The sequence below is a fragment of the Fibrobacter sp. UWB7 genome (assembly GCF_900142945.1).
Lineage (GTDB): Bacteria > Fibrobacterota > Fibrobacteria > Fibrobacterales > Fibrobacteraceae > Fibrobacter.
Genome location: NZ_FRCO01000001.1, coordinates 200,150 through 226,925 on the forward strand (window position 1 = coordinate 200,150; position 26,776 = coordinate 226,925).

Annotated in this window: 20 protein-coding genes; 10 read left to right on the forward strand and 10 right to left on the reverse strand. The window is 47.2% G+C overall.

All coding sequences use genetic code 11. The annotated features are described in order from the left end of the window. Positions 1-11: 11 nt before the first annotated feature. Entirely contained in the window at positions 12-629 is a 618-nt protein-coding gene (locus tag BUC30_RS00840) for a fibrobacter succinogenes major paralogous domain-containing protein (protein ID WP_073423061.1), read from the reverse strand. Between the two features lie 118 nt (positions 630-747). On the opposite strand from BUC30_RS00840, the gene BUC30_RS00845 reads away from it, so the two are divergent. The 5 genes from BUC30_RS00845 to BUC30_RS00865 all read left to right on the forward strand — a co-directional run bounded on the left by BUC30_RS00845 (position 748) and on the right by BUC30_RS00865 (position 7,229). Next, positions 748-3,264, forward strand: coding sequence for an excinuclease ABC subunit UvrA (locus BUC30_RS00845; RefSeq protein WP_073423063.1), 2,517 nt, complete (start codon positions 748-750; stop codon positions 3,262-3,264). Positions 3,265-3,288: 24 nt separating this feature from the next. Further along, a complete protein-coding gene (locus BUC30_RS00850) occupies positions 3,289-4,545 on the forward strand; it encodes a glycoside hydrolase family 18 protein (RefSeq protein WP_073423065.1) in 1,257 nt (418 codons plus the stop codon). 74 nt (positions 4,546-4,619) lie between these two features. Further along, positions 4,620-5,036: a Fur family transcriptional regulator gene (locus tag BUC30_RS00855; RefSeq protein WP_073423067.1), complete on the forward strand. Its 417-nt coding sequence runs from the start codon at positions 4,620-4,622 to the stop codon at positions 5,034-5,036. A 36-nt stretch (positions 5,037-5,072) separates the two neighbouring features. Beyond that, positions 5,073-6,230, forward strand: a complete 1,158-nt coding sequence (locus tag BUC30_RS00860; RefSeq protein ID WP_073423069.1) for a CobW family GTP-binding protein — start codon at positions 5,073-5,075, stop codon at positions 6,228-6,230. A gap of 93 nt (positions 6,231-6,323) precedes the next feature. Beyond that, positions 6,324-7,229 carry a TIGR02172 family protein gene (locus BUC30_RS00865; protein ID WP_073423890.1) on the forward strand — a complete coding sequence of 302 codons (906 nt, stop codon included), beginning with the start codon at positions 6,324-6,326 and terminating at the stop codon, positions 7,227-7,229. A gap of 3 nt (positions 7,230-7,232) precedes the next feature. Here the strand turns inward: BUC30_RS00865 and BUC30_RS00870 are convergent, their stop codons facing one another. Further along, positions 7,233-8,723, reverse strand: coding sequence for a glycosyl hydrolase 53 family protein (locus BUC30_RS00870; RefSeq protein WP_073423071.1), 1,491 nt, complete (start codon positions 8,721-8,723; stop codon positions 7,233-7,235). A 128-nt stretch (positions 8,724-8,851) separates the two neighbouring features. Here BUC30_RS00870 and BUC30_RS00875 point away from each other — a divergent pair, with 128 nt between their 5' ends. The 5 genes from BUC30_RS00875 (at position 8,852) to gatA (ending at position 13,996) form a co-directional block, all read left to right on the forward strand. Further along, positions 8,852-10,243: a class I SAM-dependent methyltransferase gene (locus BUC30_RS00875; protein ID WP_073423073.1), complete on the forward strand. Its 1,392-nt coding sequence runs from the start codon at positions 8,852-8,854 to the stop codon at positions 10,241-10,243. A 36-nt stretch (positions 10,244-10,279) separates the two neighbouring features. After that, positions 10,280-10,957, forward strand: a complete 678-nt coding sequence (gene ung / locus BUC30_RS00880; RefSeq protein WP_073423075.1) for a uracil-DNA glycosylase — start codon at positions 10,280-10,282, stop codon at positions 10,955-10,957. A 120-nt stretch (positions 10,958-11,077) separates the two neighbouring features. Next, positions 11,078-12,214 (forward strand): cation diffusion facilitator family transporter, encoded by a 1,137-nt coding sequence (locus tag BUC30_RS00885; RefSeq protein WP_073423077.1) that lies wholly within the window; start codon positions 11,078-11,080, stop codon positions 12,212-12,214. Positions 12,215-12,251: 37 nt separating this feature from the next. Continuing rightward, positions 12,252-12,578, forward strand: coding sequence for a DUF4321 domain-containing protein (locus BUC30_RS00890; RefSeq protein WP_073423078.1), 327 nt, complete (start codon positions 12,252-12,254; stop codon positions 12,576-12,578). Continuing rightward, on the forward strand, positions 12,578-13,996 hold the full coding sequence (gatA, locus tag BUC30_RS00895; protein ID WP_073423080.1) for an Asp-tRNA(Asn)/Glu-tRNA(Gln) amidotransferase subunit GatA: 1,419 nt from the start codon (positions 12,578-12,580) through the stop codon (positions 13,994-13,996). The genes BUC30_RS00890 and gatA overlap by 1 nt, the downstream gene beginning before the upstream one ends. 43 nt (positions 13,997-14,039) lie before the next feature. On the opposite strand, the gene BUC30_RS00900 is transcribed toward gatA, so the two are convergent. The 8 genes from BUC30_RS00900 to BUC30_RS00935 all read right to left on the reverse strand — a co-directional run bounded on the left by BUC30_RS00900 (position 14,040) and on the right by BUC30_RS00935 (position 26,513). Beyond that, positions 14,040-15,128 carry an expansin family protein gene (locus tag BUC30_RS00900; RefSeq protein ID WP_073423081.1) on the reverse strand — a complete coding sequence of 363 codons (1,089 nt, stop codon included), beginning with the start codon at positions 15,126-15,128 and terminating at the stop codon, positions 14,040-14,042. A 112-nt stretch (positions 15,129-15,240) separates the two neighbouring features. Then, entirely contained in the window at positions 15,241-15,996 is a 756-nt protein-coding gene (locus BUC30_RS00905; protein WP_073423083.1) for a hypothetical protein, read from the reverse strand. A 125-nt stretch (positions 15,997-16,121) separates the two neighbouring features. Next, positions 16,122-17,579: an IMP dehydrogenase gene (guaB, locus tag BUC30_RS00910; protein WP_073423085.1), complete on the reverse strand. Its 1,458-nt coding sequence runs from the start codon at positions 17,577-17,579 to the stop codon at positions 16,122-16,124. 145 nt (positions 17,580-17,724) lie between these two features. Beyond that, complete coding sequence (locus BUC30_RS00915) at positions 17,725-18,669, reverse strand: Rpn family recombination-promoting nuclease/putative transposase (RefSeq protein WP_014547066.1); 945 nt, start codon at positions 18,667-18,669, stop codon at positions 17,725-17,727. A gap of 141 nt (positions 18,670-18,810) precedes the next feature. Beyond that, positions 18,811-19,503, reverse strand: a complete 693-nt coding sequence (locus tag BUC30_RS00920; RefSeq protein ID WP_073423087.1) for a M48 family metallopeptidase — start codon at positions 19,501-19,503, stop codon at positions 18,811-18,813. Next, the gene (locus tag BUC30_RS00925) at positions 19,500-22,736 is read right to left on the reverse strand and encodes a type I restriction endonuclease subunit R (RefSeq protein WP_073423088.1); all 3,237 of its coding nucleotides are present in this window, start codon (positions 22,734-22,736) and stop codon (positions 19,500-19,502) included. Before BUC30_RS00925 ends, BUC30_RS00920 begins: the two co-directional genes overlap by 4 nt. A gap of 9 nt (positions 22,737-22,745) precedes the next feature. Then, the gene (locus tag BUC30_RS00930; protein ID WP_073423090.1) at positions 22,746-23,921 is read right to left on the reverse strand and encodes a restriction endonuclease subunit S; all 1,176 of its coding nucleotides are present in this window, start codon (positions 23,919-23,921) and stop codon (positions 22,746-22,748) included. 12 nt (positions 23,922-23,933) lie between these two features. Further along, positions 23,934-26,513 carry a type I restriction-modification system subunit M gene (locus tag BUC30_RS00935; RefSeq protein WP_073423092.1) on the reverse strand — a complete coding sequence of 860 codons (2,580 nt, stop codon included), beginning with the start codon at positions 26,511-26,513 and terminating at the stop codon, positions 23,934-23,936. Positions 26,514-26,776 lie beyond the last annotated feature (263 nt).

Sequence of the window (26,776 nt, forward strand, 5' to 3'; positions counted from 1 at the left end):
AAATCTTAAAGCTAGTCCTTTAAACAACGGACAGAAAACACATCGCGTCTGGAGGAGTAGTCCCAACCAGCACCATCTGAAAAATGACTTAAAAAGATATCATACGAATCTGGGTCAGTGCGTTCATATTTAGTAGCGCTCCAGAATTCCGCAAATTCTCCTTCACGCTCATATTTTCCCCTGCCAATCCCAAAACCAGCAGGCAAAGCCGAGAACAAGAATGCATCCGTACCGTTGCCATCCTTAACCCAGCCATTTGTGGCCTTTAGCATTTTACCCGCAATATTTTTTCCGCCAACGGCATCAATCAAAACTTGAAACTCATCCAATGTCGGCAAATGCCAACCCGTAGGACAAGATTCCATCGCAGCAGCCCAAGTGTACAAGCGACCATACTTGGAACAATTTGCCGGATCATCGCCATAGCAATAGCTATTTTCCGTTTCGTAGTTCAGGTTCTGCGCCATCCATGTTTGCGAGCCGATAGTTACAGTTTTGTAGGTCTGAGCATCGCGAGAGTCCGTTATAAGCCCGATTCGTTCATCATTCGAATCATTTGCCGAGGTTGACGAATCGCCGCCGCAAGCGATAAAGAATAGAGAAAACAAAAAGGGGATTAGCAATTTCATGACAGACGCCTTTCAATAAACATTTTAGAATGATTTTCTTTATTACAAATATAGCCTTTTCGCACTAAGAAACCTCTAAAATTTGCTTTGAACAATCATATTAATTATCTTTTAAACGATGCTTGATTACATTTCAATTCGCGGTGGCAGACTCCATAATTTAAAGAATGTCAACGCCCAGTTTCCACTGGGGAAAATTACGGTTGTGTGCGGGCCGTCGGGTTGCGGGAAATCGACGCTCGTGATGGACACGCTCCACGGAGAAAGCAAGCGACGTTACCTTGAGACGCTCTCGCCTTTTGCGGCAGATTTACTCGGAGGCAAGCGAATGATTCCGCTCGATAGCGCCGAAGGACTCCCAGCGAGTTTAGCGATTGCCGCCACGCGTGGAGAAGCCCCCGCAAAAGCATCTGCGCTTTCGATTGCCGAATGTGACAATGCACTGCGAACATTATTCGCTGCGTTTGCAAAGCCCGCCTGCCCCATTTGCGGAGCCCCGATGGTAAGCCAAAGCCGCGAAGAGATCATCCGCGAAATTGCAGGAATGCCCGTTGGGACAAAGTTACAGTTCTTGGCAAAAATTGAAACGGGAAATGCGGAAATGGCGCCCCCGCAACAAGTGCGGGGTGACATCAATGCAGACAGAAATGACAAAAAGAAAGCGCAGGGCAAGAGTCGCACGACGCTCGACAAGCTGTCTGCCGTATTTTTGGCGCAAGGTTTTACACGCGCGATTGCCGACGGCACCATGTATTCGCTTGCAGACTTGCTCCCTGGCGAAAAGGTTTTGACGCCCAAAGAATTTTTCATCATCGTCGATAGAATCATCGTCCGTGAAAACACGCGCACGCGAATTGCAGAAGCCGTTGACGGCATATTAAAGCTTACGCATTCCGCAATCACGCTTGACATTGCTGGCGAACGCAAGTTCTATAGTACAAAGCCGTGCTGCCCGAATGCAAACGACAAACAGCACCAAACAAGCGACATACAAGAAACCATCGCGAGCCTAGATGCGCGTGCGTTCTCGCCATACAGTCGAACCAGTGTCTGCGAATATTGCTACGGCACGGGAATCATTCAAGAAGCAGCCCCAGCAAAAATCAACGAGAAAGGAGGCGGCAAAGGTCGCGCCGAAGCCAATGTAGAAAGTGACGAGGACGAAAACGCAGAATGTCCGCACTGCCACGGACTCCGCCTCAAGAAAACATACTTGAACGCCACCGTAGATGACGTCAGTTACAAGCAAATTCTCACGACGGAATTTGCAAATTTGCCAGAACTTCTGCACAAAATTTTCGATAACAAAATCGGACAGAACTTAAAAGCGACATTCAATTCGCTCCTCGACCGCATTGAAGCGATTAACGATTTGGGCATTGGTTACCTCACGCCAGGGCGCGCAGGTCAAACGCTTTCTGGCGGCGAATTGCAAAGACTCAAACTCGCCAGTCTCAGCACAGGGCATTTGAATGGTCTTTTGATAGCGCTTGACGAACCCGCCAGCGGTCTCCATGCCAGCGATGTCACGGCTCTTTGGAAAGTTCTCGAGAAAATCCGCAAGCGCGGCAACACGCTCGTACTTATCGAACACAATCCGCAAATCATCAAGCGTGCTGACTACATTATTGAAATGGGTCCGGGCGCAGGCGAAAAAGGCGGCGAAATTTTATTTCAAGGAACTCGCGACGAAGTGCTGAACAATCCGGGATCGCCCACAGGAAAGTGGATTCGTGAATTAGGAGTAAAAGGGGATTCCCGCTCGGCGGCAATCCAAAACACCAAAGAAAGCACAGCGATTCTCGTTGATAACTTCGCGAAGTTCGACATGGCGCCCGTCAACGCCGCCTTCCCCATCAACAAATTCAGCGTGATTACCGGCCAAAGCGGCAGCGGAAAATCGACGCTCCTTTTTGAAAACATCGCCAAACGCGCCAAAGCCGAAGGATTCAAAAAACTCGGCATCGACGCTCTTTCGATTCTCACAACCGGAGATTTTCACGGGAGCAAACGCAGCACCGTCTTGAGCGCCATCGGCCTTACCACACTATTACGCGACTTGTTCGCCAAACTTCCCGAAAGCAAAGTGCGCGGCTACACCGCCTCCAAATTCAGCATGCACGCCCCCGGCGGTCGCTGCGAGAACTGCAAAGGCGAAGGAGTCATCTACGATCCACTCGGCTACGAAGAATCCGAATGCCCCGTTTGCCTCGGCAAGCGCTTCCGCGATGAAGTCTTGGAAATCCGATTCAAGTCGCTTTCCATAGCCGACATCTTGGACATGGAAATCGGTAGTGCATACAAGCTATTCACGAACATGAAGCCGTTCGCTGAAAAACTGAAACCGCTTGTAGACACAGGCCTTGACTACTTGAAACTCGGTCAAACGACAGCACACCTCTCCGGTGGCGAACGCGCTCGACTCCGCCTCTCCATTACACTCGCGCGAGCCAAAGCCCCGAACACATTGTTCCTCTTTGACGAACCCGCCCGCGGTCTCCATCAAAAGGATATCCAGCAGTTGCTCGGGCTCATTCACGGACTTTGCAATGCCGGCCACACCGTCATTGCTATTGAACATGCACAAGACTTCGTCGACGCCGCAGATTATGTGGTCGAATTGAAGAGAGGCTAGGAGTCGTTAATTAGGAGTTTAAAGATGAAGAATAGAATTTCACATATTTTTGCAACGTTCGTTGCAACCGCTATTTTCACTCTCGCCGAGATTAGTTCCGCGTGGGCAGCACCTTTGTTTATCGGCTATTACCCGGATTGGGGCAAATGGCACAAGCCAGCCTACACTGTAGATAAAGTTCCGTACAACAAATTAACACACGTGCTGTGGAGTTTCATCACGCCAAATACGGATGGTTCATTGCGCGGCGATGCAGCAGAAGACCCAAGCGCACTCGACGAAATGGTAGCACTCGCCCACGCTGCCGGCACAAAGGTCATCGTCTCGCTCGGCGGTGGCGGACAAAGCGAAAATTTTGTGCCAGTAGCATCAAACGATGCGCTCCGTCAAAAATTCGTCGCAAACCTCGTCAAATATGTTGATGACCACAACCTCGACGGGCTCGACATGGACTGGGAATGGGAATACAATCCCGTCCCCGAAGCAGACACTATCGCCTACAGCAAATTGCTCACAGAACTACGCGAAGCCCTCCCCAAAGATAAAAGCCTCTCGGCAGCACTTCCCTGCTCGCCCTATTACGGGAAATGGTTCACAGCCGAAGTCCTCGTGAAAAACTTGGACTGGTTTGGATTCATGACCTACGACATGACCGGCGACTGGGATGACAAAGCCATGTTCGATTCGCCGCTATACCCGCACGAAGGTTACACCACCTGGTCATGGGAAGAAACACGCGACTACTGGAAAAAGCGCGGCGTCCCGACAGAAAAGATGGTCTTCGGAATTCCGTCATTCGGGTTTCAATTTCAAGGAGCAACAGGACCGGGCTCCGACTTTACCAAAGGTACTGCCAAGCAAATCGCATACAAAGATATCGTCACAAACACCGACTGGAAATACTTCTATGACAGCGTTGCCGTAGAGCCCTACGGCGTATCTTCGACCGGCTACGTGACCTTCGAAGACCCGCATTCTTCCGCCGTCAAATCGCGTTGGGTCAAAGAAAACGGTTACGCCGGCATCATGGTCTGGGAAGTTTCGCACGACTACATCGAAGGCGTCGGGAATCCGATTCTCGATAGCATCGCTATTGTATTGCACGAAGAAACGACAGGAATCCGTGACTTTCACAAGAAACGCGCGACAGGCTCCCGGCTAGACGCCTCGAAAAAAACGAATGCGCAAACAAAGCGCGTAGATGCACTCGGAAAAAGCGTACAAAACAAAGGCCACGAAAGTCGCCTAAAGAACAAGTTTATTTTTAGAGTGGAACCGTAAATATACCTTTCCCCTTGCCAAACATCTCTTACTTTAGTATAATTTGATAACGGTTATCAAATTTCGAGATAAGCATGGGCATTATTAAATACAAAACCAAACAGCAGGAACTGCTCCTATCTTGCTTCAAAGCGATGCAAGGCCGCCATTTCACAGCAGAAGATGTGGCGGCTTACTTCCAGAAGCAGAACATTTCTATCGGCATTGCAACTATCTATCGCCAGATTGAAAAGTTTGTGGCGATGGGCGTTGTTCAAAAGTATTTCCTTGGCGAACAGAATGCCGCCTGCTTCCAATACATGGGCGAAGAATGCCACAAAGAAGTTTCGCATTTTCACCTGAAGTGCGAAAAATGCGGCACGCTCATCCATCTCGAATGTCACGATCTTGAACAGCTGAGTTCGCACCTGATGGCAGAACACGGTTTTGCACTTGATCCATTCCGCACTGTTTTTTACGGACTCTGTGAGAACTGCCGCCTAGCGAGCTAACAACTTAATTACATAATTTTTTAGCAAAGGATTCTTATGAAAAAGAATAAGAAACCGGTGGTACTCATCACCGGGTATTTGGGGTCAGGTAAAACCACGCTTTTGAACAATCTTCTCAAGCAAGAAAAGAGAAAAGTCGCCCTCATCGTAAACGATATGGGTAGCATCAATGTCGATGCTGAAATCTTGAAAAAGAACGGTTCGAACGTCACCGAATGCCCGATGTTCGAATTGCAAAACGGCTGCATCTGCTGCACCTTGCGCGATGAATTCATCCAGCAGATTGAAAAAATTTCCAACCTCGATTCCATTGAAGTCGTATTTGTCGAAGCCTCCGGCATCAGCGATCCGGGTGCGGTGAGCGCCAGTTTCCTTGCTTACGAAGAAGACAATCCAAATACGAATGTCTACTTGACTTCCATCGTCACTGTTGTCGATGGTGACAGAATTTATCGTGAATTCCTTAGCGAATTGAAGCAGAAAAAAGAAGCAAGAGACAGCCTTGCAGAAAAGTATGACTTGAGCGATGAAGAAATTTCGACACTGATCGTAGACCAGATTGAATTCTGCAATTTCATCATTTTGAACAAGTGCGATTTGCTCAGCGCAGACCAGCTCAAGGAAGTGGAATCTATCGTTCGCGATTTCCAGCCTCGCGCCCCGATTATCCATTCCGTCAACGGCGATATCGACATCGAAAAAATCATGACGACAAAGCCGTTCAACTACGATCAAATTGATTCCTCTTCGGCCATCCAGAAGGCTACCGCAACATTAACCCAGCCAGGTCGCAAAAGCAATGGTTGCGTTGACGAATATGGGATTACGTCATTCGTTTTCGAAGCTAGACGCCCGTTCAACAGAGACCGTTTTATGGAATTTGTCAACAATCGTTACCCATCGCAGCTCATCCGTTCCAAGGGCTACATCTGGTTTTCAGACGCCAGCAAGGACGTGCAGCTTTTCGAACAGGCAGGTCGTAATTCCTCGATTTTGCCCGTTTCGTACTGGATTGATGCTCTGCGCGAAGACGTTAAGCAATCGTACATCGCCGAAAATCCAGAAATCAAAGAAAACTGGGACACTCAATTTGGCGACCGCGAAAACCAAGTCGTGTTTATCGGCAAAGGCTACAACAAGGACGACATCATTGTCGAGCTTGAAAAATGCCTTGATGAAAGAGCGTACGCTTAACGGATATCACAAAATATTTGCTTAACCGCAAAAAATTCGAAAAAAGGGCGACCAGACAATCACTGAGTCGCCTTTTTGTTTATATTCATAATTATGAATTACAAACAGATCAATTTAAATGACTGGGAATTGCAAGGGGAAGGGGCTTTCGGAGAAAGCTACTTTTCTAAAACAGATTCGAGCATTATGCTCAAGCTCATGAAACCAGAGGGGCACAAGGAAGACATTATCGCAGAGTTTGAAAACTCTAAAAAGATCGCTTCCGTCGGCTTTAAAACTCCTGCAGCAATCGAACTGGTTGAAGAAAGTCAATCGGGACGCCTTGGCATAATCTATGAGAAAGTGCAAGAAAAAATTTCGTTCACAAGGATGATTCACGACAATCCAAGTGACCTGCCCCGCATCGCAAAAATCCACGCCGAAGAAGCGAAAAAATTTCATGGCATAAACTGCGACCCAACCCAATTCTTGTGCTATAAAGAAACCATACGCAAGGCCATTCCAAAGCTATTCACATTCAAGAAGTACAAAGATATCTTGAAGGCCGCTATAGAGCTAGTTCCTGACAGTCATGGTTGCCTACAGTACGATTTCCAGCCTGGCAATATCGTACATTCAAACAAAACCGGTGAAAATTACTGGATAGACATGGGCGATTTCGGCTATGGGCATTACCTTTTTGATATAGCCTTTCTGTACATGTTTACCAACATTCTTTGTACCAAAAAGAGCGTGCAACAAATATTTCACATGACAGAACAACAGTTGCGCGATTACTGGGTGGAATTTACAGCCGCATATTTTGGCAGATCAATTCAACCAGACGAAATGTTCAGGAAAAAGATTCGGCTTCACTTAGCCATGGCTGTGACTATAAAATACCACATGATCCCTGCACCAGGCCCCATAAAGTATCTCATATTGAATATTATGCTTAGAAACGCCCTCAAGGGAATCACTCTGGGAAACGTCGCCGAAATAATGGCAGCGGAAGTTTAGTTCCTAGAAAAATTCTTCGAAAGCTTTGGCGTTTGCGTAAAGGTCTTTACCGCGCCAGTCAAAAAGTCCCGAACCCCACGCACCGCCGATTGTCGGTTCCCAGAAGAAGGAGCCAATCCAGCGGTTCATTTCGCGGACGGATTCACGAGTCTTTTGGCGGGATTTGTCAAAATTGTAGTGGTTATCGGAATCACCGCCGTTGTATTCCGCAACGATAAATTCCAATTTTGAATACTTTGTCGTAATCGTATTGAACAAATTCTTCCACTTATCGGGTGTGCCGTCGCCGTATGCCGTGTAAGCGGAGAAGCCCATCACGTCAGCAGGGATTTTATAGTCATCAAAGATGACGCCCATCCACCACTTTACGGTTTCTTCTTTGCGGATACTTTCAATGTGAAGTACAGTTTTCGTTGATGGCGAAACTTCCTTGACCGCCTTGATGCCCGCATTGAAATACTTGGCGGCATTTGCCTTGCCCGCCGAAGTCCCCATATCGCCATTGACGGAAGTTGCAGCCTTATCGACGCCATTACCCCAGCAATCTGTTTTGCTGTTTGGCTTGTGGATCAAGATGCCCGGAGTCGTTTCATTGCCCACTTGCACCATGTCCGGCGTTGCGCCAGCATTCTTAAGTGCAATCATCAAATCCTTGGTGTATGCGTACACGGAATCCGCCATCGCATTGGCATTATTCACGTTACGCCAGCGTTCGGGAATAATTTGTTTACCAGGATCCGCCCAGACATCGCTGTAATGGATATCAACGAGAAGCCCCATGCCCGCCGCTTTGACTTTCTTGGCAAAAGCAACAACGTGGTCTTTGTCACCATACGCTTCGGAATCATGACCGCAACCGCTCGCCGCATAGCCGTACTTTGCCTTGGGCGAAACAAACGTGCGCAAGCGAATGGAGTTAAATCCGTGATTTTTCAGGATTGTGAAGATGTCGCTTTCTTTGCCATCGACATCGTAAAACTTCGTATTATTTCGTTCGTATTCCTGGACTTCGGAAATATCGGCGCCATTGTAAAAGTCAATTTTGATAGGTTGAGCGGAAGATGAACTTGGCGCTTCCGAAAAAGAACTGGATGATTGCGATGACGAGGATTCTGCCACCGAAGACTGAGCTTCGGACGAGGAGGAACTCTGCAACGTTTCAGACGACGTCGGTTCTACCGCAGACGATGTCGCCACGGCTGAAGACGATTCCGTCCCTGCCGACAAAGAGGTTTCCGAGGACGAGGGGCCCCCCACATCTTGACTAGAAGACGAAAAAATTTCAACAGACGACGAAGATTCTTGAGCCGAGGATTCCGGTACGCTAGAAGATGATTCCGGATCAAGTCCGGAATGACATGACGAAGATTCTTGCACAGACGAAGAACTTAAAGCATAAACAGGTGACAATGCCGTATCGTCACCACAAGATTGCATTAGCAAAGCAACAGAAGCGCAAGACACGCACGCCGCAAGATTTTTCAAAAACTTCATACCAACCCAATCCTATTAAAGGAGATTTCCGCTCAGAGGCGGGAATGACATACATAAAAATACATCTTAATCACTAATCCTCAAAATTTTAAATTGTAAAATTCCCGCATAAAAATTAAATTTCTAGCATGTTCAACGCGGATTTACTCACTTCGGCTAAAGTTCAGGATTTCATCAAGCTTGCAACCAAGAAAAAATTGGATGCATTGCAAGTTTCGACGCAGCTAGCCAAGGAATTCAGCAACGAAGAACGAGCCGCCATTATGGACTATATGGCTCTCGTGCCAAAATTTCGCGAAAAATTCGGAATCGAAAACACCGAATTCCTCCTTTGCGACAAATTAGCGCTGGAACAGAGCACCGCGCAAGATATCGGACGCTGGAAAGCTACGCTTTGGGAATGCGCTCGCCAAACGAACAAGAACAGTAGTGAAGGCACCCCCGTCGTACACGACCTTTGCTGCGGCATGGGAGGCGATTCCTTCTTTTTGCCGAAGGAACTGACTGCAATTGGCGTTGACCTCGACGAAAACCGACTTGCAATGTACCGCTACAACAGCAGCGTGATGCGAGGCGTTTCGCCAGAAGCCAGCAACGCACATACCATCCTCGCCGATGTCCGCGAAGTCGCCAAAGAAAACGATTCCAAGAATGCGACGCTCGCCCGCCCCAAAGCCGATTATTTCACGATTGACCCTGCCCGCCGCGCGATTGAAGGCGAGAACCAACGCGACATGCGCAACCTCACGCCCACATTCGAAGAAGTCATCGAAATTTCGAAGCACTACAAAGGCGGCATGGCAAAAATTCCGCCCGGCTACCCCATTTGCGAAATTTCGCGAGGCACAGAAATCCTGTACATCGGGCAACGCACGGACTGCCGCGAATGCTTAGTGCTGTTCGGCGAACTCGCCCAAAATCCAGACCACGTGCGCGCTGTGATGGTCGACAAAACAGGGAACGAAATTGCCAACTGGACGTTCACCCGCGACGAAAAGCGCGAAGCCCGCAACGAGAGCGAACAATCGCAATACGACCATAACTACGAACTCGAAGGCCGCGACCGAGTTTACCGCACATCAAGCAGCGAATCCGACTTGCCTCTTGGCGGAATTTCAAAGTTCATCGCAGAACCCGCACCGGTGTTGCTCCGCAGCCACCTCTTTGGAGTGGTTGCCCTCGCCCACGACGAAACAACGCACCTGATTTCGCCGGGCATAGCTTACGTAACCAGCGAAAAACCACTCCCCGCCCCCGCTTTCGCCAACTACGAGATTTTGGAATCGTCCGAGATTTCGACAGGCGCCGTCCGCGCGATGCTCAAATCGCACGACATCGGAAAACTCACGCTCAAGCTGCGAGGCGTCAAAGTCGACCCCGACCAAGAAATCAAACGCCTCAAGCCCAAAGGCAAAAACAGCGCAACGCTATTCTACACACGCCTCGACGGCGAGAAAATCGCGATACTCGCGAATCCTGTAAAGGAGATGCCCGCCTCCGCGGGCATGACAAGCGGCTGAGCCGCCCCTAAAAACCTATAACCTACAACCTATACTATGTCCGTTAAACTTGAAGAATCTTGGCTAAAACTGCTCGCCGACCAGTTCGAACAGCCGTATTTTAAGCAAATCAAGGCAAAACTTTTGCAGGAACATGCGGAACATCATGTGGTGTATCCTCCCGGACCGCAGATTTTTGCAGCACTCGACTATTGCCCAGTCGATAAAGTCAAGGCTGTCATCATCGGACAAGACCCGTACCACAATCCGGGTCAGGCTCACGGTCTTTGCTTCTCGGTGCCGTTTGGAATCGAGCCGCCGCCATCCCTCGTGAACATATTCCAAGAACTGCACGACGACCTCGGCATCACACCGCCACCACATGGCAATTTGGAAGGTTGGGCCCACCAGGGAATTTTGCTTTTGAACGCTTCGCTCACGGTGCGCGCCCACATGGCGGCAAGCCACGCAGGCATTGGCTGGCAGCAGTTCACGGACACGATTATCCAGCGTCTTTCGCAGGTCCGCGAAAACCTCGTCTTTTTGCTCTGGGGCAGCTTCGCCATCAAAAAGCAAGTGCTCATCGCCCCCAATCGCGGCCACCTGATTCTCACCGCCCCGCACCCGAGCCCGCTCTCGGCTTATCGCGGATTCTTCGGCTGCAAGCACTTCAGCAAGGCAAACGCTTACCTTGTCAGCAAAGGACTTGAGCCCATCGACTGGAGCATAAAATAGACGAGAGACGACAAATGCGAAAGCCGAGAGTCGCGACAAAACTTGTTTTGGCATGACCGAGGTTAGCATTTGGGATTAGAGCAAAGCGATAATCCAAAGAAAAATTAGTAGGAGAATCATATGGCAAAGAACTGCAATGAAGAAAAGCACAACGAAGAAAACCGCAATAAGGTCATCGTCAGAACTAGCGTTGTCGGGATTGTCACCAACGTCATTCTCGCAAGCGTCAAGGCGGTTATCGGCCTCATGGCGAACTCCATCGCTGTCGTTCTCGACGCCGTAAACAACCTCTCGGACGCACTCTCGTCCATCATCACGATTGTCGGCAACAAACTCTCGCGAAAATTGCCCAACGAAAAGCATCCGCTCGGTTACGGCCGCATTGAATACCTGACCGCCATGGTCATCGCTTCCATCGTGATTTACGCGGGCATCACCTCTTGCGTGGAATCCGTCAAAAAAATCATCCACCCCGAAGAAGCCGACTACTCCACCGTTTCACTAGTCATCATCGCCATCGCTGTTGTCGTAAAAATCGTCCTCGGGCGTTACGTGAAATCGCAAGGAGAACGCGTAAATTCCGGTTCGCTCATCGCCTCCGGCTCCGACGCGCTCTTCGATGCCATCCTCTCCCTTTCCGTTCTCGCCTCGGCACTCATCTTCATTTTCACGGGACTCTCGCTCGAAGCATACGTCGGCGTTCTGATTTCCATTTTCATTATCAAGGCCGGCTTTGAAATGTTGAAGGACACCGTGAGCGACTTGCTCGGCAAGAAAAACGACAACGAACTCACCAAGCAAATCAAGAGCCTCATCCGCAGCGAAGAAGGCATCCACGGCGCATACGACCTCGTCATCAACGATTACGGTCCCGAAAAAAAACTCGCCTCCGTGCACGTAGAACTCCCCGACACCATGACTGTCGCCGACCTGGATTCTCTCACGCGCAAAATCGAAAAGAAAGTCTATCGCGAAACAGGCGTCATCCTCACCGCTATCGGCGTTTACTCTTACAACACCCAAAACGACGAATCCGCCAAAATCCGCGACACGATTTTAGACAAAGTCAAGTCACACGATTGGGCGCTCCAGATGCACGGTTTTTACGTGGACATCGAAGCCAAGGAAATGCGCTTTGACGTGGTCATCAAATTCGGTGTGAACGCCCAGGAAGCCCTCGATACCATCAAGAGCGAAGCAGCTGAGCTTTACCCCGACTTCACGATACAGGTTTCACCCGATATCGATTTGGGTTAGTACCTACAACCAATAACTAAAATACTATATTTGCGGCATGACTCACAAGAACTCATTGGCACGTGTCGTCCTCTTTATTTTTGTCGGCCTCATTTTAGGCGGCATCATGAGCGAAGCTCTCGGAGCTTTGTTTGGCGAACTCGGAGTCCTCTTGAACGCCGGTGGATACGATAACAGCGTTCATCACATTTTTACAGCGGCTGCCGATTACAGTATCGGTTTTTCTGGCGATACCCCGCAGCCCGTCGTCATTGATTTGTACCTCGTCAAATTTGCGCTTGGTTTTGGCTTCAAGGTGAATGCCCTAAGTGCAGTTGGCATGGGTTTAGCTCTTTACATCATGAAATGGTCCGGAGAAAGATAATGCAGACTATTCAGGAACTTCAGGCTCAACTGGCTAACGGCAGTACCACTGCCGAAAAGCTCGCACAAGCTTCCCTCGAAAAAATTGAATCTACAAAGAATTTGAACGCCTATATCTCGGTGCTGAACGACCGCGCTCTCGAACGCGCTAAGGAAAGCGACAAGCGCCGCGCCGAAGGCAAGTCTCTGGGCGCTCTCGATGGCATCCCGGTCGCCGTGAAGGACAACATGTGCTTGACCGGCACACGCACCACGGCCGCCTCCAAGATTCTCGATAACTTTGTTGCCCCCTACACTGCAACGGCACTTGAAAAGCTCGAAGCCGCAGGCGCCATCATCGTCGGCAAGACGAACATGGACGAATTTGCCATGGGTTCTAGCAACGAAACCTCTTACTACGGCCCGGTCAAGAATCCGCTCGACGAATCCCGCGTTCCGGGTGGTTCCTCGGGTGGTTCCGCAGTCGCCGTCGCCTCAGGCACAGTTCCCTGCGCTCTCGGTTCTGATACGGGTGGATCCATCCGCCAGCCGGCAGCCTGCACGGGCGTCGTCGGTTTGAAACCGACCTACGGCCGCGTTTCCCGTTACGGCCTCCTCGCCTACGCAAGCTCTCTCGACCAGATTGGTCCGTTCGGTGCAACCGTTCGTGACTGCGCCACGCTCCTCGGTGCTATTTGCGGCATTGACCCGCACGACAACACCACGAGCACTCGCCCGACCGAAGACTTTACCGCAAAGCTCGGCACCGGAGTTAAGGGCAAGGTCATCGGCGTTCCGAAGGAATACTTTGGCGAAGGCCTCGATGCAGAATGCAAGGCCGCCATCGAAAACATGCTTAAGAAGATGGAAGCCGAAGGTGCCACGATCAAGGAAGTGAGCCTCCCGCACATCAGCTACGCAGTTTCGAGCTACTATATCATTGCAACGGCAGAAGCAAGCTCCAACCTCAGCCGCTACGACGGCGTGCGTTACGGCTACCGCAGTCCCGAAGCTCGTAAGCTCTTCGACCTTTACGCCAAGTCCCGCAGCGAAGGTTTCGGCAAGGAAGTGCAGCGCCGCATCCTCCTCGGAAGCTACGTTCTCTCCGCCGGTTTCTATGACGCTTACTACGTGCAGGCCCAGAAGGTTCGCCGCCTCATCACAGACGACTTCACCGAAGCATTCAAGACTTGCGACGTGATTGCAAGCCCGACGATGCCGGGTCTCCCGCTCAAGTGCGGCATGAACGAATCCGACCCGATGGCAGTTTATCTCTCCGACATCTACACCGTTAGCTTGAACCTCGCCGGTCTCCCGGGCGTGAGCGTTCCGTGCGGTATGGCAGGCGGACTCCCGGTTGGCCTCCAGTGGATTGGCAAGCCGTTCCAGGAAGCGGACTTGCTCGCAGTCGCCGAAGCAACCGAGCGTTTGAACAAGTAAAACAAAATTATACGAGAAGCGGCGCCCGCGAGGCGCCGTTTTTCTATTTCTTCCGGTGTTCGTACAAATAAAGGTTCGCTTCCGGCACCGCCAAATCAGAACCCTTTAAAATCCATTCGTCATCGGTACCGCTGCGATACGTAACGACTACGCTATATTTTTTATTGGACTGCAAAATTTCTTGCGGAACGGTCCAGAAGTTTTCCGTCCCCACAACAAACTCAAGCGTATAAGACTTGTCACAATCCAACTCATTGAATACAATTTTGCGGACAGCATCTTTCGGGTTGCGCACCTGGATAATGCTCCAATACGTGCTTGCACCTTCTTTAACCCAAATGGATGTGGAATCGCCCCACACGCCTTCGATTCCTTCGCAACTCACGAATTCCCATTCGCCGTAATAACGACCGACCTGGATTCCCATGATGTCGCTAGCGGGCGCACCGCCCAAATCCACACCGCAGTTTGCATCCGGGCAACGGTCCGTAATGCGCACAGTCACCTCTTTCCAGCCATCCGGCGTCTTCGCCTTCACGTGAACGCAGCCGCCACATGCCATGCCACCATCCCACGGGCCCTTATCATCCCCCGGAGAAACATTCACATGGATGGCTGCATAATACTGGATATTCGTCTGTCCATAATTGCAGGCGCCACCGAGACTCGTCTCTTTAGCAGTGATGCTCCCGTAAGTTGTCACGGAACCCTTGCCACCATTTTCAACAAGCGTCGGGTCTGCCGCAGTAAAGCTATCGCAGTTCGTGCAAACACCGCTATCCGACGATTCCGCAGGCTTCTCGGAAGAAGACGATTCTGCGGCCTTCTCGGCACTAGAGCTTGATGATTGCGTGACCTTTTCAGAAGAAGATTCCGCAGACTTTTCCGAGCTCGAGCTTTCGGACTTCACCGACGATGAACTTGCGTTTTTTTGGGCAGAGCTGCTCAATGGCTTCGCGGATTCTTGAGAAGACGAAGATTCAGCCAGCATCTCAGAAGAAGAGGAGCCCTCACCCACCGCAACCGGCGAGCCATCAGACGAATCGCCACACGCCACAAACGCAAACGGCACCACAAACGAACCTGCGAGCACAGCCGCCAACAACCAACTCGAACGTGACCTTTTATTCATAAAAAACGCTACCTTGCTGTCATGCCCGCGAAAGCGGGCATCTCCTTTTCAAAAAGCTCTTTTTCCTAATATATATCAAAAAAACGCAGCCTGGAGAAGCTGCGATCCTTATTTAAAACTGCGCAATTGGAGTTTTCTCGATCATGTGTAAAATCAATTCTCGTAAAACATTTACCCAGTCATGCTCGATTACCCGTTCCTTGGAACATTGATCTTCATCCAAGCGTCCAAAATCCATTCGTTTTCCAGCCTTTGCATCATAAAAAGCGTATGAAGCCGAAATCTTGACGCAGTTGTTTGTTCGACACCCCATAACCGGGATTGGAAAAGCAGGCGTGCTTAAGCCCGAATTATAAAGATTCAAGTTCTGGTAAGACTTCATTTCGATACTGTCTAGCACAAAATAAACTTCGGCACCGTCAGACATCGAAACCGGCTTTGGCACACGAAGACTATCGCCATCCAAGACCTCTACAGAATACGTGAGACTGTCTTTCGAGATACCATCCAGTTTATAATGAACATTCGAGTTAAACTTAAGCGTGTTGTCCACATTGCTCGAGAACCACTCCTTCATTTTTTCCATATTTTCAGACATCATGAGCGTGTCTCTCGAATCCACTGTTTTTTCGGAAAATGTTGACATTCCAGAAGCATCATTCGCACTTGTATAAAACCACGGGAAAACGGTCCATTCCTTAGAGTCTTCAGAATCTTTTTCTTTGTTCAAAACTACAGGTTCCGTAAACAAGACGTTCATGCTAGCCGGTTTTTGTGTCCAGGACGCATCCTTGTGTTGCTTTGTCCCTGAGCAGCCCAAAATTGCAGTTGCAAGAACCATAGGAATCATCAACTTCACTAATCTCATTTTCAACTCCTTCTTTGATATTATTCTAAAATTTATTTGCAACATATATAAAAAAATCCGCTGCACTTGTATGCAACGGATTTTCAAAGGTTATTCCCGATTAAGCTCGGGTATTCAGCAAACGATTAGTCACCGGTCCTGTAGTTCGGAGCTTCCTTCGTGATGGTCACATCGTGCGGATGAGATTCACGGAGGCCAGCGCCCGTAATACGGACAAACGTTGCCTTCTTGTAGAGTTCTTCGAGGTTAGCAGCACCGGCATAACCCATAGCAGAGTGGATACCGCCAATCAGCTGGTAAACGGTGTCGCGGAGCGGTCCCTTGTACGGAACACGGCCTTCGATGCCTTCCGGAACAAACTTGCGCGGTTCCTGAACGCCACCCTGGAAGTAACGGTCAGCAGAGCCAGCCTTCATGGCGCCGAGAGAGCCCATGCCGCGGTAGCTCTTGTAGCTACGACCGTCAGCGAGGATGACTTCGCCCGGAGCTTCTTCAGTACCGGCAAACAAGGAGCCCACCATCACAGCGTGACCGCCAGCGGCGAGAGCCTTAACGATGTCGCCAGAGAACTTGAGGCCACCGTCAGCGATAATCTTCACGCCGACCTTGCGAGCCATCTTGCCGCATTCCACGACAGCGGAGAACTGCGGGTAACCGACACCAGCAATGATACGGGTCGTACAGATGGAACCCGGACCGATACCCACCTTAACAATGTTGGCACCACACTTGGCGAGTTCTTCGACGGCTTCCGGCGTGCAGACGTTACCGGCGCAAATCGTGAGCTTCGGATATTTCTTGCGAACGGTCTTCACCATGTTACGCACACCGATGTGGTGGCCGTGAGCCGTATCGATAATCAACAGGTCAACGCCTGCGTCCACGAGGGCAGCAACGCGTTCAAGAGTATTTGCAGAAGTGCTAACAGCAGCACCGACGAGCAACTGACCATTCTTGTCAAGGCTTGCGTTCGGGTTGTTTTCGCGCTTCAAGATGTCAGTCATCGTGATGAGGCCCTTCAAAGCACCAGAAGCATCCACGAGCGGGAGCTTTTCAATGCGCTTTTCGGCGAGGATTTCCTTCGCCTTGGCGAGGCTCACCTTCGGGCTAGCCGTCACCGGATCCTTGGTCATGACCGTGCTAATTTTCACGTTCATGTCGCTAACGGTGCGGAGGTCGCGGCTCGTGAGCATACCGACGAGCTTACCCTTGGAGAGAATCGGGAAACCGCTCACCTTGTTGCGAGCACGCTGTTCAAAAGCAGCAGACACCGGTTCATCGGCATCGAGCGTCACCGGATTGGTCACAATACCGGACTGCCAGCGCTTGACCTTGCGAACTTCTTCGGCCTGGTCTTCAATGGACATATTCTTGTGGATAATACCGAGGCCACCCTGCAAAGCTAGGGAAATAGCCAAGGGAGCCGTCGTAACGGTATCCATTGCAGCACTGATTATAGGAATGTTCAGCTTGATATTCGGGGCGAGCTGGGTGCTCACATCCGTCTGAGCCGGAAGAACAGAAGATTCAGCGGGAACGAGTAAGACGTCATCAAACGTCAAAGCTTCTGGCAAAAGTTTCATAAAGTACCTCTTTTGCGCATTGAATATAGTAATTTTCGGTTTTAAATCCTAGCTCTAAACCGCTAGAAATATGTAAAAAAGAGCATAAGCAAGGCGAGCAAGCCTCAAGACAAGAATCAATAGGCTCGGCAAGGACTACAGGATATTAATCCGACTCGCACATTTGACTCCGCAAAACGACAACATCTTCTACGGATAGACCAGAATAGTCTGCAATTTCTGTATCAGACAACTTGCCTGCGGCAACCATTTTCTTGGCTATTTCATGATTTCGATCGGAAATACGTTCTTCAATCTTTGCGTTGATTTCCGTCGCGAATTCCTTGAAAATGCCCGGCACCATGACATTGTGATCCCATTTTTCGTGATGCATACGCTGATAAGCCTCAAATTCCTTTTTTGAAAAGTTAGACACTTTCGAGCTTTCCGTCAACTGTTGAAACTTGGACTCGTTCAACTCTTCGGGGAGTTCCTTGAGGCGGTTCAAGTAACGGAAGAAGAACAGCCATTTGCTTAAATCACTGGATGTTTTCTCAATGAAAAACGGAACCTTAGAAAGCTCAATTACAGCATAGTTGTATGTATCCATAACTTGTTTGCCTGTTTCCAAATCTGTCACGGCGGCACGGTGAACAGCATTTTCGTCATCAAAAACATGAATACGAGTCAACGCGATTACGTATGTCGGCTGAACATCGTAATTCCACTCTTCACCAGGTTCGGCCTGATTGGCCACCAGCTCACTCGCATAGAAAGCCAGACGCTTCATAAAATTATCCATCTCGCGAATTTGCACCTCAATCTCAATCAAATTACCCATATCGTCTTTACAGTGCAAATCGAAAATTGCCGTGCGAGATTCTTTGCTACCACTCAGATTCTTTGCGACATTGCGAGTCCACACGTTTTTGATTGGCCGCTTAAGCTGCGGTTCAAGCAGGTCATTCAGCAGGTTGATGAGATTGTTGCGGCTAGTGGGCTTGTCCGGATCGAATGCTTTCTTGAACGCCAAATCAATAAGAAGATTTGCGAAGGGACTCTTCTCGCCCGGTTTCACGATACAGTCCTTGAGGGACTTACGTTCTTTCATCTTTCACTCCTTCCTCGCAGACAAGCGTAAAACAGCGAGGCATTTAAATAGTGCTTACCACAAAATGAACATTTGTTCACTATATAATATAAATTAGGAAATTGCGATTGTCAAGAGGTTTAGGTTAATTTCTTGAAAAACTTATCCATTCCATTCAGAGGCAATGAAATCACCGAGTTGTTTGCGAATTTCACGCCAACGCGGTAAGCGTTCCGTCATCAAAGTTTCAAAAACACGATTGTGGCTTGGAACAGTCAAATGAGTGAGTTCATGCACAACAACGTATTCGATGCATTCTTTAGGAACACGGGCTAATTCTAGATTAAAAAGCAAAATACGAGATTTTTTTGTGCAGCTTCCCCACTGCGTTTTCATCATCTTGATTTGCCAAGTAAAATTGGAAATAGACAACTGAACCATCCATTTGCTTATAACTTCTTCCAAAAAGTTTTTCAGTTTTGTTCTGTAGAAATCTTGCATCAAGGCTCGACGATTTGAAACCTTATTTAGTCTCATCATCATTTTCGTTCCTTGAATTACAATTTCACTTAGCCCTGATGAAATCTCTTCGACTTTCAAATAATATCGTGTTCCAAACAGATAATGACTTTCGCCACTGACAAATTGACGTTCAGTTTGTCGCGGCGTTTCCGCGATAACAGTTCGTTGGCGAATAATCCAATCCCATTTACTGACAACATAGCTACGGACATCATCCTCCGTAAGGTAATCCGGAGCTGACACATGAACACGCCCATCAGGAGGATACACAGCAAGGTGAGTATTCTTGATGGGTTTGTATTCTACTTGTATGTCAATGCCGTCAATAATCATGGAACGAATTCGGTGTGTGCTATTACAATCGCAAGTATAGCATTTACATCGTAATCCGTATCAGACAGAGCCGCTCGAATCGCCCGTTCTACGATTCTTTTTCTCATTGGATTATTGCGAAATCCCGGTTGAGCATTTCGTTCAACAGCGGCGTAAACATTTAAAGCAAGTTCAACATTTTCTCCCAAGTTGTCATACAACGCATTCTTAAGCTCATTGTCTAAACGAGGGTCAGAAGTATCTTGCTGTTTAAGCTGTTCCGTCAATTCCTTTATTTGTTTCAGCAATTCTTTATATTCAATCTTACTTTGCTGATACTCTTCTAGCAATCTATCAATTTTTTCAGAGAACTTGCGATATTCTTCGGGGTTTGTATCTCGTTTGCGATTAATGACTCTACGCACATTCTGATAAAGAGTTTCAGCAACACCGCGTTTTCCGCCAAGTTCTTCTTCGGTCTTGTCATCGACACCAAGCTCAGCCCCTTCTCCATCACTATTCACATCAATAATATCAAGGAACGAGAAATCATCTAATTTCTGCAAAACTTCTGCACGAGGCGAAACGATATAATCATCAAGCAGAGCTCGCATATCGGCATCGTAAGTATGCAGATCTACAAAATCGCCACTATTATGCATTATCGCTGTTCGCAAATCATCAAATTTCTTGACTTCCTTATAGATTCGGTCAGATTCTTCTTTGGTGTAACCGACCTTATCCATTTCTAGTGCAATTGCGGTATAGGCACGAACCAATTCAGCACAAGCATTATAGAAGTCTTCGCGTTTATTTTGGTTCTGAGCAATTTTTTCCTGCTGCTTTTCAGCCTCTGGAATTTCAGCAGGATTACAACAGAAGTAATTAAAGAAATCACTCATTTCACGCGGCAATTCTACAGGTTCAGCAAGGCGATGGACCTTTTCAATAGCGTAATCTAAATCTTTCTTTGCTTCTTTCAAGCGATTTTTTAAGAGGCCTGCCACATCCTGCTTGTCAAATTCCTTAAAGGCTCCATTCGTGTAATCTTCAATGGCGTTGGTTATATCATCAAATAGTTTTCGGTAATCGACAATGTAGCCATACTGTTTCCTTTCGCCATTAGTGCGGTTCACTCGGCATATCGCTTGGAACAATGTGTGGTTATGCATTTCGCTATCGATATACATATAAGTTGCTGCAGGAGCATCAAATCCCGTAATGAGTTTATCGACTACGATAAGAATTTTCATTGAACCGGGATTATTCACGAACTCATTTTTAGCATATTCTTCAAACTTTTCTGGAGTTTTATCCCCAATCATCTTGATGAATTGCTCATGCTTAAACTCAGCCTGCGTTTTTATACTATCTGAAAAACCTTCAGTCAATGAAGGTTCCTTGCCATCATACGACGTAACAACGGCTGTTTTCCCGGCAAATTCTCCATCTCGTTCAAATTCAGACCAATAACGGAACGCCTGATAAACACTGTCTGCGACCAGCATGGCATTACCCCAACCTTCTCGCAAACAAGGAATCAGGGTAAAGTCTTTCTTTATTTGAGCGACAACACGACTTATCGGCTCTCGTGCTGAATAAATATTTTGCATGACAGCCCACCGTTTTTGCAATCGAGTTTTCGCCGTTGGTGTAAGTTTTTCCGTCATCTTTTCGAATAATTCATCCAGGCTTTCTTTATCCGATACAATCCGATCAACGGAACGAGCCTCGTAACGCAAATCAAGCACAACCTTATCGCGGACGGCTTCGTCATACTTATAAGTTGAGATCCAAGGGCCAAACGCTTCTCTTGATGTAAGCTTATCCTTATCAACCTTGAATAGAGGGGTGCCTGTAAAACCAATGAGCATAACATCATCGCCCATAATTTTTCGCATAGCCTTGTTCAACACACCACCCTGAGTACGATGACATTCATCGACAAATACGAAAAGTTTTCCCTTTGCCTTAAAGCCTTTAGGCAGATGTTCTGCAACTTGCTCCAAATAATAATCGACAGGAACTTTATTACGCAATTTACGAGAATCACCACCTTGCTGCACAGGGGTATGAATACCAAATTTATGCACCAACGTTGTGATTAAATCCGGTTCAGGTTGTTCATCACGACGATCATTGGTTCCGTTAAGCATCTTGATAAGATGCTCACTCGATGTTGCACGAACAGGGTGTTTATCGGCATCAATAAAGCCATTGGTAATTTGCGTATCAAGTTCATCGCGGTCAGTGATAACGACAACTCTTGATTTTGGGATAGTTTCTAAAATCCATTGAGCCAGCCATATCATTGTAAGGGATTTTCCGCTCCCCTGCGTATGCCAAATAATACCGCCCTCATTATTGAGGCATCGTTCTCTTGCTGCCTGCAATGCAAAATACTGGTTTGGGCGAGCGACTTTTTTGATACCACCATCAAAGACAACGAAGTTATTGATAAAATCAATCAATCGCCCTGGGCGTAACATCTGCAACAATGAACGATGCAATTCATTGCTGAATTCACTTGCAGGGAACATAACCTTGTAAGTCGGCTCTTTGGACAACGCAGAATGATAATGCGCCCCGACAGGTTCTTTCCAACGGAGATAATATTTTTCCTTTGTTAGAATCGTACCATAATAAACGCCTTCGCTTTCGGAACCGGCAAGAAGTAATTGCACTGTCGAGAAAAACGGAGTAATTTGACCACACTGCTGGTTTCGAATATTTTGGCGAATGCCCTCACGAACACTGACAGTCGCTTTTTTGAGTTCAAGGACGCATACAGCAATACCATTTACATAAATGACAACATCAGGGCGGCGGTGTTTATCCTCTCCTGTTAATCGACGAACGGTCACCTCTTCGGCGATGTGGAAAAAGTTATTTTCAGGAGTGCCAGCATCATAGAAGAAAACTTTTTTGCTAGGACGACCCAAGCCCTGACTTACCGATGTTCCATAGCGGAGCATCTTGTAAACGGCCTTGTTTACGTCGTATAGAGAATCTTCACCATGGCATTGAGCGACAAGGTCTCTTAACTTTTTCGTCGCTTCTTCGGCTTGTTTTTCTGTGCAACCCTGATGCTTGATTAGGAACTCTTTAAGAATACTTTCAACGTAGGGTTTATTTTCTTGTTCCGAAAGATTCCCCAAATATTCGTAATTGTCAAAGTCTCGGAGAATTCTGATGACTTTATTTTGCGTTTCGCGTTCAGTGGGCACCTGCGAATTTTCAAATTCATCTGCCATAAGAATCTCCTAGTTCAAGCGGATTTTCCCGGTTAAAAGTTGCTGCATCATGCCTTGCTTTACAAGAGCATACTTATCGCGTTCCTCTTGCAATGTTTGGATTTCATCATCCATCGTGGAAAGCGTTGAAGCAATGGCCTGCTGTTCATTTATATCACAACAATACAAAACATCATAATCTAACAAATCCTTTCTTTGAATATTCGGCAACCCGCTTCCTACTCGCAAAGCCATAATCCAGTTCTCATTATACTTTAATAGATTATACATGTATAAAATGACATCCTTTCGAATAAGTGAAACTATATAGCAATGTCCACCAGCCCAAAAACGTTCCCGCATATAGTTGACAAAGCCACAGGAATTTCCACCTTCACTTATGATAATATTATCAGCCTCACAGTTATAGTCCGTATAATACCCAGATAGTGTGGCACCTCCATTCATCATAGGAAATCCCGCAAAATCATTTAATTCATCACCATTTACTTGTTGACCTTTTTCAACATCCAACAATTGTCCCAATTTCACAGTTTCCCATTCACCATCAAATCCTTTAAGGCGAGTTTTTCCTGTGAGGAGTTGTTGCATCGTACCTTGTTTGATGAGTTTCTTCTTTTCGATTTGTTCATCAAGAGCGGCAAGCAAATCATCCACTTGACTTAACGCATTTGCAATTCTTTCCTGTTCCTCAATCGTCGGTGGAATAGGAAAAACAAAAGATTTTAATTGCTGAGCATTTATTCCTGGTTGTCCAGTTCGTGCAGATTCAGAGAGAATCCAATTACTATAATATTTTGTAAGCGTATTTAGAAAAACATAGTAAGGATCTGCATTTGAAATATGAATTTTAATTAAGAAGCCCGCATATACTAGTTTTCCATCACATTCCTTATACAAATAGCTTTTGCCAACACTAGCTCCAGTCCTAGCAACAAATAAATCACCTTTTCTAGCAAAATAGTCATCATCAAAAAAAGAAGGCGACGCCAATGGTTTTGGAACAAAAGCATGACTTTCGTCATCAATATCTGTAATACGAAGATACTTGACTTCACCATTATATTTAACAGCTTCAGCACCCACTCCATAACAGCAATTATCAACAACAGAAGATATATCTACAATTTCCCAATCTTCCGGTATCAACCCAATATCGGTCTGCTTAAAATTCGTTTCTTTCATAACGCCTCCGAACTAAAGTTTGATACCCATCGCGGCAAGCGATTCATTTACTTTTTCACGCAAATCATTCACACGATTTTCAATATTCGGCAATGTATGTGCATAACGGTCACGCAAGGCGATCATATCCGTCGTAATCTTTTGGCAAACATCCGTCAAAAGTGTATCGGTGCGGGCCGTTAGTGTTCCACGCCACTTACAATCCACCACAAGATGGCGAATATCCTTTTCCGTAAGCGAATCGTATTTCGACTTCACTTTTTGGTACATTTCAACCATCATTTCCTTGAGCGAGTCCTTTTCCTCACTCAATTTATCTTGCAGTGCGACATATTTTTCATACAAAACTTTTGTTTCTTCATCAAGGCTTTCATTCAAAAGAGGAATCTGTTTAATACGCTTCGTTATCGCAGCCTTGCTTACCTTATCAAACTGAGCAAAAATTTTCTTGAACTTCGTCATATACGCATTCTGCTTGGTTTTGCCCTCCTTACCCTTTATTGCAAGCAACGGCAAAAATTCAAGCAGCACCTGTTCTTCATTTTCAAAAGGCAACGGCAGCGAAGCTGTTTCAAGTTTAGACTTGATAACCGAAACAGAATCACCAAGTTCCTGCGGATTTTCTTCTTCCATTTCCGCAATCTGAGAATTGATTTCTTCAATTGTCGCTTCTTGATTAGCAATAGCAGATTCTTCAGCCGCAAAATATTCATTCACCACAACATCTACAGGAACCAAATCGCAGAGAATATCCCTATAGGTCGGTTTCTTTTTATCCGTACCGACAGAAATATTCCAACCGTCACGAGAAATAAGATAACAGTCATCCTGCATCGTCTCTGCCCAGTAAGAAAGCAGAATTTCATAGACTTCATAAGGATTCACAAGTTGCTGTTTTTCAGCCTGTTCTAAAAGAGCATTCCCCCACTGTTCAATTTTTTCCTTCGGATTGAAGCCTAGCGGGAGTTTCTTCATTTCAGTGTTTTTCGATTCAAAGAAGTCTGCGACACTTTGTCTATACAAAGCAGAATGACGTTGGTAGTCTATATTCGCATCAATAATCTTTTTGATTTCTGAAGCCTCACTTTTCTTGAATTTGTAATACTCCTTATTCAACTTTGAAAAAAGCTGAGATTTGAGCGAAGGGCAAACCTCCCAATAATGCGAGAAAACTTCATCAACATCGTAAGCGGGAATATTCCCATGCAAATGAGCGGTAATATCTTGTTGAATTTCAGAATCTTCTGGAGCTATATAACGAGGCAAGTTGAGATTGAAATTATTCTTCGAGTCCTGAATCTCTTCGTAAGGTACAAACCGAGCGAAATGAGGAATGTCTTGATGGGCATTCCAGGCATCTTCAATTCGACGAATGTCCATTTCACGCAATCTATTCTTATCGCCATCCTTTGCAAAACCTTCTTTGGCATCAATCATAAAGATACCCTTAGATTCAAGAACGTTCTTCTTGTCAATGACAATAATGCAAGCAGGAATCCCCGTACCATAAAAGAGATTTGGTGGGAGCCCGATAATTCCGCTAATCAGGTGATGGCGAACAAGCCATTCACGAATTGCTGCTTCGTCGTTTCCACGGAAAAGAACACCATGCGGCAAAATGCAGGCTGCATGACCATCGGGCTTAAGCGAGGCTACTATATGGAGCAAAAAGGCATAGTCGCCACAGCCATTAGGCGGCACGGGAGCAAGCCCTTCCGCCGTTCCCCAACGTCCAAAAACGTCTTCAGCCTTAGCGGTCTTCATCCAACTTTTCATTGAAAACGGAGGATTCGCCACAATGTAGTCAAATTGGTGAAGAGTCTTTTCATCGTCCTTGTGAAGCGGATTATTCAGCGTATCGCCATGTTCAAGGCAAGCGGTTTCGACCCCATGGATAATCATCGACATCTTAGCCATGCCGATTGTCGCAAGATCTTTTTCTTGACCGTCAAGACTTACATTGTTGCGTCTTGCTTCTGCCCTCGCCCTCAAAAGCAAAGAGCCGGAGCCACAAGTTGGATCATAAATGGAAATGTTGGACTTTCGAGTGTCTTTATTGATTCCAACGATATTCGCCATTACACGGCTCACTTCGGCAGGCGTGTAGAATTGTCCTTTACTTTTACCCGACTGCGATGCAAACTTACGCATCAAATATTCATAGGCATCACCAATAAGGTCGTCATCGGCAGCACGGTTGTTCGAAAAATCGAGACTTTCGTTTTGGAAAACCTTGAGAAGCTGGCTAACGGTACGAATCATTTCATCACTTTTGCCCAACTTCTGTTCATCAGCAAAATCAACAGTGTTGATTACGCCTTCCAAACCGTTCTCTTCGGCGATTTTCTCCAGCGAGGAGTTCATCTTCTCGTTGACAGTCTTTTGGTTGATATGTTCTGCTACATCGTAAAAGCTACAACCCTTAGGGACAGAAATGAGAGTATTCGGATCCGACTTCGCTTTATCCGAGATATACTTGAGGAACAATACCACCAGCACATAATCCTTGTACTGCGAGGCATCCATGCCTCCACGAAGGGCGTTACAAGCTTCCCAAAGGGTATTATAAAGTTGCGATTTCTTAATAGCCATGTCGTCATTCTCCAGTTGGCTCTTGAACTGTCCGAATGAACAACACCTAAAAAAGAAGGCGTGGAATCGCTACGGTTTACCTGCGTGAGGCTCTGCATTGCCTATAACCGATAAACGCGAGCGACCCACGCCCCAATACGGGCGACAGAAAACACAGCAAGTTTCGTATAGATTGCTTCGCCTTCGGCTCGCAATGACACTCGGAACGAATCCGTGATGCCATGCGAAAGGCTCGCAATGACACGATGAACGTTGCTGTTCTT